The organism is Streptomyces sp. NBC_01276 (assembly GCF_041435355.1).
In the GTDB taxonomy this organism is placed as follows: domain Bacteria; phylum Actinomycetota; class Actinomycetes; order Streptomycetales; family Streptomycetaceae; genus Streptomyces.
Genome location: NZ_CP108442.1, coordinates 5,789,675 through 5,801,143 on the forward strand (window position 1 = coordinate 5,789,675; position 11,469 = coordinate 5,801,143).

An 11,469-nucleotide genomic window follows, 5' to 3' on the forward strand; every position below is an offset into this window, starting at 1 on the left:
CCGCCGTGCGGGGGCGAGCCCCCCGCACGGCGGCCGGGGCCGACCCCTCCCCCGAGCGGGTCGGCCCCGGTGGCGCTGCCGGCGTACGGCCGCCCACCGGGGGATGCCGGGACGGACGGCCCGCCGGGTCAGGCGGCGACGCCCACGGCGTGGCACTCCGTCGACGGGTCGGTCAGGGTGCTCAGCAGGGCGTCCGCCACGTCCGCGCGGGCGATGACCTTGCCGCCGGGCACATTGGCGTCGAGGGCGCGGCGGTAGCGGCCCGTGTGCGGCCGGTCCAGCAGGCGCGGCGGCCGGACCACGGTCCACCGGAGCCCGCTCGCGCGCAGGGTGTCCTCCATGACCGCGAGGTCCGCGTACAGGTCGCGCAGGGCCCGGCGCAGCGCCGGGTAGAGCACCGCGCGCAGGAACAGGCCGTCCCCCGGGGAGTCGGGCCCGAGCGGGGCGGCGCTGACCGCCGACAGCCGGGTCACGCCCGCCCGGTCCATCGCGGAGACGACCGCCCGCAGGGCCGGCCCGGTGACCGGGCGGAGCCGTGCCTGCTTGTTGCCCGCGGCGCCCAGCGCGGAGACCACCGCGTCCCGCCCGGCCAGGACCGGGACCAGCGCGTCCTCGTCCGTCAGGTCGGCCACCACCGCCACCCGGAGCCGGTCGTGCGGCGGGACGTCCAGCCGGGCCGGGTCGCGGACGACCGCCGTCACCCCGTGGCCCGCCGCCAGGCCCTGACGGACGACCTCGCGGCCGACGCCGCCGGTGGCTCCGAACACCGTGAGTTCCATCGTGACCCCCTGGCCGAACCATGGTGGGTGAGTATTTACTCACCCCTGTCTCCATTAGAGTGAGTGAATGCTCACCCCGAAGTCAAGCCGGCCCACCCCCGAGCGTCTCCTGGACGCGGGTGAAACCCTCATGCGCACCATCGGCCTCGCCAACACCACCACCAAGGCGATCGCCCGCGAGGCGGGCTGCTCGGAGGCCGCGCTCTACAAGCACTACGCCAACAAGGAAGAGCTGTTCGTCCGCGTCCTGATGGAGCGCACCCCCAACGCCGGTCCGCTCATGACCGCGCTCACCGCAGGGCCGGGCGAGGGGACCGTGGAGGAGGCGCTCACCGACATCGCCCGGCACGCCGCGCTCTTCTACGCCGACGCCATGCCCCTGGCGGCCTCGCTCTTCGCCGAACCCGTCCTGCTCAGCCGCCACCGCGAGGGCGTCCGGGAGATCGGCGCGGGCCCCCACGTGGTGCTGGAAGCCCTGGAGGGGCGGCTGGTCCGGGAACGGGACGCGGGCCGGCTCCGGGACGGCGCGGACCCGCGCGCCGCCGCGGCCCTGCTGCTCGGCGCCTGCTTCCAGCGGGCCTTCTTCCTGCACTTCTCCGGGGTCGAAGCGGTCCAGCCGGTCGAGGAGTTCGCCCCCGCGATCGCCCGCACCCTGTGGGCCGCTATCGGCTGAGCCCCAGCTCCGCCGCGTACGGGGGCTCGGCGCCCGCCCGCGTGCAGGTCAGCGCGGCGGCCCGCGCCGCGAAGTCCAGGACGGCCGGCCAGTCCACCGGGCCGGCGGCGCCCGCGAGCCGGTGCAGCAGGGCCGCGTTGACCGTGTCCCCGGCTCCGATGGTGTCGGCGACGGTGACGGGGCGGGCCGCGGCGCCGTACTCCTCGCCCTCCGCCGTCCACACCGTCAGCCCCGCCGCGCCCCGGGTCAGCACCACCGCCGAGGGCCCGGCCGCCAGCCAGTCGCCGATCCGGCCGCCCAGCCAGGCGGCGTCCTCCTCCGACAGCTTCAGCACCGACACGTACGGCAGCCAGCCCAGGAACCGCTCCCGGTAGGCCGCCGGGTCGGCGATCAGCGCCGGGCGGATGTTGGGGTCGAGCAGGGTCAGCAGCCCGCGCCGCGACTCCCGCCGCAGCAGGGCCTCGTAGGCGCTCGCACCGGGCTCCAGCACCATCGAGCACGTCCCCAGCGCGAGGGCCCGTACGCCCGGCGGCAGCGAGGGCGGCAGGGCGAAGAGCCGGTCGGCGGTCCCCTCGGTGTAGAAGCGGTACGCGGCCGAGCCGTCCGGGCCCAGCGAGGGCACGGCCAGCGTGGTCGGCTCGGGGCCGCGCTGCACGAGCGAGAGGTCCACCCCGGCGGCCCGCAGTCCGGCGAGGAGGCCCTCGCCGAAGCCGTCCGACGACACCCGGGAGCAGAAGGCCACCCCGGCGCCGAGCCGGCCCAGGGCCAGCGCCGTGTTGTACGGCCCGCCACCGGGCCGGGGCAGCAGCGCCCCCGGCGGCTGCGCGACGGGCACCAGGTCGATCAGGGCTTCTCCACCGACGACGATCACGCGGGGGAAAGTACCCCATCGGGCGCCGGTATCGTCGGGTGGGCCCGGCCCCGGGCACCGCACCCTCGCGCCAGGAGAACCGCATGTCCGCGTCGCAGCCCGCCGCCCGCCGTACCGTCCTCAAGGGCGCCGCAGCACTCGCCGGGGCCGTGGGCGCAGGGGCGACGCTCTCCGCCTGCTCCACCGCGACCGACAGCGGCGCGGGCAGCCCGGCCCTGCCCAAGGAGCCGGTCGAGCTGGGCCCCGTGGCCGACGTCCCCGTGGGCGGCTCGAAGCTGTTCCGGGAGCGCAAGGTGGTCGTCAGCTGCCCGGCGGAGGGCCAGTACAAGGCCTTCAGCGCCCAGTGCACGCACGCCGGCTGCGTCCTGGACAAGATCGTCGAGGGCGAGGGCAACTGCCCCTGCCACGGCAGCCGTTTCGACGTGACCACCGGCAAGGTGCTGCGCGGCCCGGCGAACGACCCGCTCCCGGCCGTCCCGGTCAAGGCGGAGAACGGCAAGCTCATCGCCGGCTGAACCGGCCGCGCCCCTGGGACCGCGCCGAGTCCGGGAGGGGCCGGGCGAAGGGGTCGGCCAGGGTGCGGGCGAGGAAACGGGCGTCCAGCGGGGCCAGTACGGTGCGCAGCTCGCGGGCGGCGCGGGGCGGGAGTGCCCGGCACGCGGCCTCCAGCACGGCCCGTACCCCCGCTCCCGCGAAGGGATCGCAGCACGGACAGACCCCATCCACGGCGTACATGGCCCACGGCCCGGGTGCGCGGGCGAGGGCGTGCCAACGGCGCCAGGCCTCGAAGACGGGCCCGGGCCAGGAGGGCCGGCGTTCGATCCGGGCGATCTCGGCGAGGGTCGGCCGGACAGGCCGGGGACCGCCCGCCGCCCGTGCGCCGGGCGGCCGTGTGGGGGCGCGTTCCCGCGGACCCGCGCCGGCTTCCTACGCGGCATGTGCCTTTCGGGTGTCGTTCATGGCGACATGGTGCCCCGGAACCGGCCGCGGGGCCTCCCGTTTCCGGGGTCGGCGCTAGGGGGTGTCTGACGGATCTCCGCGGCGTCGCGACGCCCGGCACGCACTCTCGCCGCACCGACCGAAAGCCCAAGTACGTCCGGTACGCGGGCTTCCGGTCGGCACGCCGAGAGCACGCACCGGACGCCGCTCCTTCCCCACGGACATCCGTCAGACACCCCCTAATCCCAGTCCCAGGTGATGCCCAGGATCCCGCGCCGGACGGTCTGTTCCACCAGGTGTACGGCCCGGTGCCGCCCGCTCGGGGTGAGGTCCGCCAGACCCGTGCGCGGCGCCTGCGGGCCGGTGCGGGCGAAGCGGCGGCAGCGCACCGGCAGGGCCGCCTCGTCGAAGCGGACCTGGAGCATGTACTGGCCGCCCGCGTAGCTGAAGCCCCGCACGTACTCGGTGCTGCGCGCCCCCGTGCCGTCCTCGATCCCGTAGCCGAAGACGTACGTGTCCCCGCACCGCAGCCGGGTGTCGAAGAGCAGCTCGGCGACCACCACCCCGGCCTCCGGGTGGTGGCGCACCCGGCCCGTGCGGCAGTTCTCGTACGCCGTCACCCCCATCCGGGACGAGTCGCAGCCGGGGTCGCCGTGGTGGACGGCCAGGTAGCGGTCGACGCCGTCGCGGTGGGCCCGGACGATCTGCTGCGACTCCCGGCCGCACAGCTCGCCGGCCGGGCCGATGCGGACCCGCTCGTGGTGGCCGACCGAGTGCAGCCCGCCGTCCGCCGGGAGCTCCATCGAGTCCAGCAGCTGCTCCACCGCCGCGCCGACGCTCACCAGGGCCCGGTACGAACGGGCCGCCGGGCGGCCGCCGGGCCCGCCGGCGCGGCCGGTGCCGGTGAGCAGGCGCAGGAGGGCGCCGTCGGGCAGTTCCAGGATCTGCTCCAGGGCGGCGACGGCCCGCAGCGACTCGGGGTGGCGCGGGCGGCGGGCGCCCTGCTGCCAGTAACTGAGGCTGGTGACGCCGACCTTGATGCCGCGCGACGCGAGCCGGTGCTGCACCCGGTGCAGGGGCAGGCCGCGGACGGCGAGGGCGGCGCGCAGGGCGAGGTGGAAGGGTCCCTCGCGCAGCAGGCGGCGGAGTTCGGCCGTGACGGCCGAGTCCGTCGCGCATCCCTGCGTGCCGCCCGCCGCCCGTGTCCGGTCGCCGGTCGGTCGCATGGCGACTCCTTCGTGAACGTTCACACGCGCCGGCGTGGGGACCGGGCGGGGCCGGGCCGGTGGTTCCGGGGGAGCTGGTGGAACGACAGCAACCGTTCACACCACAGCCCCACCGTTCACACTGCGATGTCACCGCGTATTGAAGCGTGTTGACCTGGTCGCGACAACTCCCCGATGCTCCTCCACAGCGTCCGGACGCGCTCCTCCATCCCCCCCCCACTTCCCACCTCGGGTCCCCACCTCGGGAGGAACGCGATGCGCACCGACAGAACCAGGCGGCTGTCCCCGGCCGCCCTGCTCGCCGCCCTGCTCCTCGTCCTGTTACCCCTCGGCGCCGGTACCGCCACCGCCGCCACGGGAACGGGCACCGCAGCCGCAGCCGCAGCCACCGCCACCACTGCCCCGGACACCCCCGGCGCGGCCCTCGCGTACAAGCGCCTGAACATCACCATGCAGGCCCAGCAGAAGAGCAACTGGTGCTGGGCGGCGAGCGGGAACACCGTGGCCACCTGGTTCGGCCGCACCTACAGCCAGAACCAGTTCTGCAACGCCGCCTTCAACCGTCAGCAGAACACCGAGTGCCCCGACAACCAGGCCACCCTCGGCAACGTCCAGACCGCCCTGCGCTGGGCCGGGATCAACTCCGGCAGCTACGTGACCGGCTGGCTCCAGTACTCCACCGTCCAGACCGAGATCAACAACGACCGGCCGGTCGAGACCCGCATCCAGTGGTCGAACGGCGGCGGCCACATGCACGTCCTCTACGGCTACGACACCGCCGGCAGCTGGGTCTACTGGGGCGACCCCTGGCCCTCCAGCGACCGCTACAACTGGGCCTCGCACGCCTGGTACGTGGACAACAGCACCTTCTCCTGGACCCACTCCCTCTACCGGATCGGGGCGTGACCGCCATGACCGTGCGCTCCGCCGCCGCGGCCGCCCTCGCCGTCGTCGCCCTGGCTGCCACCGCCGGACCGGCCGCCGCGGCCCCCGTACCCCAGCCGCAGTCGGCCACCACCGAGAACCGGGCGGCCGCCCACGAGGCCGCCGCCGCCCCCGGCACCCTGGCCACCCTCTCCCGGTTCTTCGCCCGCGAGGGCAAGGTGTCGCTCACCGCCGCGCAGCCCCGGATCGAGGGCGGGGCGATCCCCGTCAGCTACCTCTCCCCGGACTTCGTCGCGGGCAAGGCCGGTGCCCCGGTCGCCCGGCTGGAGTTCCTCGCCAGCCAGGCGGTCTCCTCGGACGGCCAGAGGGCCGCGCTGTGGACGGCGAGGACCGGGGACGGCTGGCAGGTGGTGAACATCGCCACCGGCGACGACGAATTCCGCTACGCGCGGCTCGGCGCCGCGAAACTCCCCGGCGGCACCGTCTTCCGCGAACCGCAGATCGACGCCTGGTACGTGGCCGGCGGCGAGCGGGTGCTCCCGCTGGACGAGGACGCCGTACGGGCCGTGGGCGACCGGGGCACGACGCTCGCCGCCTACCGGGCCCGGGTGATCAAGGCCTACGGGGACCAGCTCCCCGGCTCGGCCTACGCGAAGGCCGGCGGGGCGGGCGGCTTCGCGGAGCCCGCACCGGACCCGGCCGGGCCGCCGCCGGCGGCGGTGCTGGCGGGCGGCGCCGGGGTACTCGCGCTGGGCGCGGCGGGCTCGCTCCCGCTGCTGCGCCGCCGTCGCACCACCCGGGCCTGACCCCCCGCCCCGCGGGTCCCGGTCGCCGCCAGGGGGCGGGACCCGCGGGGCGCGCCCCGCCCCCTCCCCGGGGCGGGGCGGCAGGGCCGGCGTACGGCCCGTTGTCGGCCCGCGCCAGTAGGGTGGGCGGCATGGCCGACCCTTCCAGCTACCGTCCCGAGCCCGGGCAGGTCCCCGACTCCCCGGGGGTCTACAAGTTCCGCGACGAGCACCGCCGGGTGATCTACGTCGGGAAGGCCAAGAGCCTGCGCCAGCGCCTGGCCAGCTACTTCCAGGACATCGCGGGCCTGCACCCCCGTACCGCCACCATGGTCACCACGGCCGCCTCCGTCGAGTGGACGGTGGTCTCCACCGAGGTCGAGGCGCTCCAGCTCGAATACTCCTGGATCAAGGAGTTCGACCCCCGGTTCAACGTCAAGTACCGGGACGACAAGAGCTACCCCTCCCTCGCCGTCACCATGAACGAGCAGTACCCCCGCGTGCAGGTCATGCGCGGCCCCAAGAAGAAGGGCGTGCGCTACTTCGGCCCGTACGGGCACGCCTGGGCGATCCGCGAGACCGTCGACCTGATGCTCCGCGTCTTCCCGGTCCGCACCTGCTCCGCCGGGGTGTTCAAGCGCTCCGCCCAGATCGGCCGGCCCTGCCTGCTCGGCTACATCGGCAAGTGCTCCGCGCCCTGCGTCGGCCGGGTCACGCCCGAGGAGCACCGGGAACTGGCCGAGGACTTCTGCGACTTCATGGCGGGCCGCACCGGCACCTACCTCAGCCGCCTCGAACAGCGGATGCACGAGGCCGCCGAGGAGATGGAGTACGAGAAGGCCGCCCGACTGCGCGACGACATAGGGGCCCTGCGCCGGGCCATGGAGAAGAACGCCGTCGTCCTCGCCGACGCCACCGACGCCGACCTGATCGCGGTCGCCGAGGACGAGCTCGAAGCCGCCGTGCAGATCTTCCACGTCCGCGGCGGCCGGGTCCGCGGCCAGCGCGGCTGGGTCACCGACAAGGTCGAGGCCGTGGACACCGCCGGGCTCGTCGAGCACGCCCTGCAGCAGCTGTACGGGGAGGAGAGGGGCGAGGCCGTCCCCAAGGAGGTGCTGGTCCCGGTGCTCCCGGAGGACACCGAGGCCCTGGGCCAGTGGCTGGCCGGGCGGCGCGGCTCGAACGTCAGCCTGCGCGTCCCGCAGCGCGGGGACAAGAAGGCCCTCATGGAGACCGTCCACCGCAACGCGCAGCAGTCCCTCGCCCTGCACAAGACCAAGCGCGCCAGCGACCTCACCACCCGCTCCCGCGCCCTGGAGGAGATCGCCGAGGCCCTGGAGCTGGACGGCGCCCCGCTGCGCATCGAGTGCTTCGACATCTCCCACCTCCAGGGCGACGACGTGGTGGCCTCGATGGTCGTCTTCGAGGACGGCCTCGCCCGCAAGAGCGAGTACCGGCGCTTCCAGATCAAGTCCTTCGAGGGACAGGACGACGTCCGCTCCATGCACGAGGTGGTCTCCCGGCGCTTCCGCCGCTACCTCCAGGAGAAGCTGAAGACGGGGGAGTGGTCCCCCGAGGACGCGCAGGACGCGCAGGACGCGCAGGATGCCGCCGACAACGGGAGCGCGGTGGGCGTGCCGGACGACGACGGGCGGCCCAAGCGCTTCGCGTACCCGCCCCAGCTGGTCGTCGTCGACGGCGGGCAGCCCCAGGTGGCGGCCGCGAAGCGGGCCCTGGAGGAGCTCGGGATCGACGACGTGGCGGTGTGCGGCCTGGCCAAGCGGCTGGAGGAGGTCTGGCTGCCCGGCGAGGACGACCCCGTCGTGCTGCCCCGCACCAGCGAAGGCCTCTACCTGCTCCAGCGGGTCCGTGACGAAGCCCACCGCTTCGCCATCCAGTACCAGCGCAACAAGCGCGGCAAGCGCCTGAAATCGGGGCCCCTGGACGAGGTGCCGGGCCTCGGCGAGAGCCGCAAGCAGGCCCTGGTCAAGCACTTCGGTTCGGTGAAGAAGCTGAGACAGGCGACAATCGACCAGATCTGCGAGGTCCCGGGCATAGGACGCAAGACGGCCGAGACCGTGGCCGCGGCCCTCGCCCAGGCTCCCCCGGCCGGTCCTGCCGTGAACACGGCGACAGGAGAGATCATGGAGGACGAGGCACCCGCGCCGGCGGGAGCAGCGTCCGAACGGGGGACCGAGCAATGACCGAGCACGAGACCGCGCACGACCGAGACGGAGCACAGGTGAGTACGGGCACGACAGTGGAGCCCGGCGACAACGCCGAGGCGGCCATCCCCGAACTGGTGATCATCTCCGGGATGTCCGGGGCCGGCCGCAGCACCGCGGCCAAGTGTCTGGAGGACCTCGGCTGGTTCGTCGTCGACAACCTTCCGCCCGCGCTGATCCCCACCATGGTGGAGCTCGGCGCCCGCTCCCAGGGCAACGTGGCGCGGATCGCCGTCGTCGTCGACGTCCGCGGCCGCCAGTTCTTCGACGCCCTGCGCGAGTCCCTCTCCGACCTGGAGGCCCGCGGGGTCACCCGGCGCATCGTCTTCCTGGAGTCCTCCGACGACGCGCTGGTGCGCCGCTTCGAGTCGGTCCGCCGGCCGCACCCCCTCCAGGGCGACGGCCGCATCGTCGACGGGATCGCCGCCGAGCGTGACCTGCTGCGCGAGCTGCGCGGGGACGCGGACCTGGTGATCGACACCTCCAGCCTGAACGTGCACGAGCTGCGCGCGAAGATGGACGCCCAGTTCGCGGGCGACGAGGAGCCCGAGCTGCGGGCCACCGTCATGTCCTTCGGCTACAAGTACGGCCTCCCCGTCGACGCCGACCTCGTCGTCGACTGCCGCTTCATCCCCAACCCGCACTGGGTGCCGGAGCTGCGCCCCTTCACCGGGCTCAACGAGGAGGTCTCGGGCTACGTCTTCAGCCAGCCCGGCGCCAAGGAGTTCCTCGACCGCTACACCGAGCTGCTCCAGCTCATCGCCACCGGCTACCGCCGCGAGGGCAAGCGGTACGTGACCATCGCGGTCGGCTGCACCGGCGGCAAGCACCGCAGCGTCGCCATGTCCGAGAAGCTCGCCGCCCGCCTCGCCTCCGAGGGAGTCGAGACCGTCGTCGTCCACAGGGACATGGGGCGCGAGTGACCGGACGGACCCTGCGCCTGCGCCGCCTGCGCCGCCTCGCCCCCGGCCGGGGCGAGGACGGCGCGGCGGCGCGCCCCGGCCGCCGCGGCGCGGCCGCGGCCCATGCCGCGCCCAAGGTCGTCGCCCTCGGCGGCGGCATGGGCCTGTCGGCCTCCCTCGCGGCCCTGCGCCGGATCACCGGTGATGGCGAGCTCACGGCCGTGGTCACCGTCGCCGACGACGGCGGCTCCAGCGGCCGGCTCCGGGAGGAGCTGGGCGTGCTGCCCCCCGGCGACCTGCGCAAGGCGCTGGCCGCGCTGTGCGGGGACGACGACTGGGGCCAGACCTGGGCGCGCGTGATCCAGCACCGGTTCCAGTCGGCCGGCGATCTCCACGAGCACGCGGTCGGCAACCTGCTGATCGTCGCCCTGTGGGAGCAGCTCGGCGACCCCGTCCAGGCCCTCGACCTGGTCGGGAGGCTGCTGGGCGCGCAGGGCCGGGTGCTGCCGATGTCGGCGGTGCCGCTGGAACTCCAGGCGCTGGTCAAGGGCCACGACCCGGCGCGCCCGGAGGACGTGGACACCGTACGGGGACAGGCCACGGTGGCGCTGACGCCGGGTGAGGTGCTCTCCGTCCAGGTCGTTCCCGCCGGACCGCCGGCCGTGCCGGAGGCGGTCGCCGCCGTGCTGGACGCGGACTGGGTGGTGCTCGGCCCGGGGTCCTGGTTCTCCTCGGTCATTCCGCACCTGCTGGTGCCGGAACTGCTCGACGCGCTGATGGAGACGAAGGCCCGGCGGGTCCTCTCGTTGAACCTCGCACCGCAGCCCGGTGAAACAGAGGGCTTCTCTCCGCAGCGTCATTTGGAGGTTTTGGCCCGACACGCCCCTAAACTCGCCCTGGACGTGGTGCTGGCCGACGAGGCCGCCGTGCCCGACCGCGAGTCCCTCGCCGATGCCGCGAAACGGTTCGGTGCCGCGGTCGAGCTGGCCCCCGTGGCCAGGCAGGACGGTTCTCCGAAGCACGACCCGGAGCTGCTGGCCGCCGCGTACGACCGTATTTTTCGGATGCATGGAAGGATCGGCCCATGGCGATGACGCCCGCGGTGAAGGATGAGATCTCCCGCCTCCCCGTCACCCGGACCTGCTGCAGGAAGGCGGAGGTCTCGGCGATCCTTCGGTTCGCGGGCGGGCTGCACCTGGTGAGCGGCCGCATCGTCATCGAGGCCGAACTGGATACGGGCATCGCCGCCCGCAGGCTCCGCAAGGACATCCTGGAGATCTTCGGCCACTCCTCCGACCTGGTGGTGATGGCCCCGGGCGGACTGCGCCGGGGCAGCCGCTTCGTCGTCCGGGTCGTCGCGGGCGGGGACCAGCTGGCACGCCAGACGGGCCTCGTGGACGGCCGCGGCCGCCCGATCCGGGGCCTTCCCCCGCAGGTGGTCTCCGGGGCCACCTGTGACGCGGAGGCGGCCTGGCGCGGTGCCTTCCTGGCCCACGGCTCCCTCACCGAGCCGGGCCGGTCCTCCTCCCTGGAGGTCACCTGCCCCGGCCCCGAGGCCGCCCTGGCCCTGGTGGGCGCCGCCCGCCGGCTCTCCATCGCCGCCAAGGCGCGCGAGGTGCGCGGGGTGGACCGCGTCGTCGTCCGGGACGGCGACGCGATCGGCGCCCTGCTGACCCGGCTCGGCGCCCACGAGTCGGTGCTCGCCTGGGAGGAGCGGCGGATGCGGCGCGAGGTGCGTGCCACCGCCAACCGCCTCGCCAACTTCGACGACGCCAACCTGCGCCGCTCGGCGCGTGCCGCGGTGGCCGCCGGAGCCCGGGTGCAGCGCGCGCTGGAGATCCTCGGCGAGGAGGTTCCCGAGCACCTCGCCGCGGCCGGCCGGCTGCGCATGGAGCACAAGCAGGCCTCCCTGGAGGAGCTGGGCGCGCTCGCCGACCCGCCGCTGACCAAGGACGCCGTCGCCGGCCGGATCCGCCGCCTGCTCGCCATGGCCGACAAGCGGGCGCAGGACCTGGGCATCCCGGGCACCGAGTCCAACCTGGACCTCAGCGAGGAGCTGGCCGACAACATGGCCGGCTGACCCGGATACGTCCGCACGTGGTCCGCAGGGGCCCGCACGCTCACCCGTGCGGGCCCCTTCTCGGTACGCCCCATTGACATGAGCACGGGCCGGTCGTGAGCCTG

At 74.5% G+C, this 11,469-nt stretch carries 12 protein-coding genes; 8 read left to right on the forward strand and 4 right to left on the reverse strand.

Going from position 1 to position 11,469, the window contains the following annotated elements:
* Nucleotides 1-128: 128 nt before the first annotated feature.
* On the reverse strand, nt 129-779 hold the full coding sequence (locus OG295_RS26020) for an NAD(P)-dependent oxidoreductase (RefSeq protein WP_371679074.1): 651 nt from the start codon (nt 777-779) through the stop codon (nt 129-131).
* A 67-nt stretch (nt 780-846) separates the two neighbouring features.
* Here OG295_RS26020 and OG295_RS26025 point away from each other — a divergent pair, with 67 nt between their 5' ends.
* Nucleotides 847-1,452 carry a TetR/AcrR family transcriptional regulator gene (locus tag OG295_RS26025; RefSeq protein ID WP_371679075.1) on the forward strand — a complete coding sequence of 202 codons (606 nt, stop codon included), beginning with the start codon at nt 847-849 and terminating at the stop codon, nt 1,450-1,452.
* Here OG295_RS26025 and OG295_RS26030 read toward each other — a convergent pair.
* Complete coding sequence (locus OG295_RS26030; protein ID WP_371679076.1) at nt 1,442-2,323, reverse strand: carbohydrate kinase; 882 nt, start codon at nt 2,321-2,323, stop codon at nt 1,442-1,444. The genes OG295_RS26025 and OG295_RS26030 overlap by 11 nt on opposite strands.
* A gap of 83 nt (nt 2,324-2,406) precedes the next feature.
* Between OG295_RS26030 and OG295_RS26035 the strand changes: the two genes are divergently transcribed.
* On the forward strand, nt 2,407-2,838 hold the full coding sequence (locus OG295_RS26035) for a Rieske (2Fe-2S) protein (protein WP_371679077.1): 432 nt from the start codon (nt 2,407-2,409) through the stop codon (nt 2,836-2,838).
* Here OG295_RS26035 and OG295_RS26040 read toward each other — a convergent pair.
* Nucleotides 2,825-2,995 (reverse strand): hypothetical protein, encoded by a 171-nt coding sequence (locus OG295_RS26040; RefSeq protein ID WP_371679078.1) that lies wholly within the window; start codon nt 2,993-2,995, stop codon nt 2,825-2,827. The two genes, OG295_RS26035 and OG295_RS26040, sit on opposite strands and share 14 nt — an antisense overlap.
* A gap of 506 nt (nt 2,996-3,501) precedes the next feature.
* Nucleotides 3,502-4,488, reverse strand: a complete 987-nt coding sequence (locus tag OG295_RS26045) for a hypothetical protein (RefSeq protein ID WP_371679079.1) — start codon at nt 4,486-4,488, stop codon at nt 3,502-3,504.
* Nucleotides 4,489-4,743: 255 nt separating this feature from the next.
* On the opposite strand from OG295_RS26045, the gene OG295_RS26050 reads away from it, so the two are divergent.
* The 6 genes from OG295_RS26050 to whiA all read left to right on the forward strand — a co-directional run bounded on the left by OG295_RS26050 (nt 4,744) and on the right by whiA (nt 11,365).
* Nucleotides 4,744-5,394, forward strand: a complete 651-nt coding sequence (locus OG295_RS26050) for a papain-like cysteine protease family protein (RefSeq protein WP_371679080.1) — start codon at nt 4,744-4,746, stop codon at nt 5,392-5,394.
* 5 nt (nt 5,395-5,399) lie between these two features.
* Nucleotides 5,400-6,179: a hypothetical protein gene (locus OG295_RS26055; RefSeq protein WP_371681311.1), complete on the forward strand. Its 780-nt coding sequence runs from the start codon at nt 5,400-5,402 to the stop codon at nt 6,177-6,179.
* Between the two features lie 131 nt (nt 6,180-6,310).
* Entirely contained in the window at nt 6,311-8,362 is a 2,052-nt protein-coding gene (uvrC, locus tag OG295_RS26060) for an excinuclease ABC subunit UvrC (protein ID WP_371679081.1), read from the forward strand.
* Complete coding sequence (gene rapZ / locus OG295_RS26065; RefSeq protein WP_371679082.1) at nt 8,359-9,306, forward strand: RNase adapter RapZ; 948 nt, start codon at nt 8,359-8,361, stop codon at nt 9,304-9,306. The genes uvrC and rapZ overlap by 4 nt, the downstream gene beginning before the upstream one ends.
* Nucleotides 9,303-10,379 carry a uridine diphosphate-N-acetylglucosamine-binding protein YvcK gene (yvcK, locus tag OG295_RS26070; RefSeq protein ID WP_371679083.1) on the forward strand — a complete coding sequence of 359 codons (1,077 nt, stop codon included), beginning with the start codon at nt 9,303-9,305 and terminating at the stop codon, nt 10,377-10,379. Before rapZ ends, yvcK begins: the two co-directional genes overlap by 4 nt.
* Nucleotides 10,370-11,365, forward strand: coding sequence for a DNA-binding protein WhiA (gene whiA, locus OG295_RS26075; RefSeq protein ID WP_030237199.1), 996 nt, complete (start codon nt 10,370-10,372; stop codon nt 11,363-11,365). Before yvcK ends, whiA begins: the two co-directional genes overlap by 10 nt.
* Nucleotides 11,366-11,469: the final 104 nt, after the last annotated feature.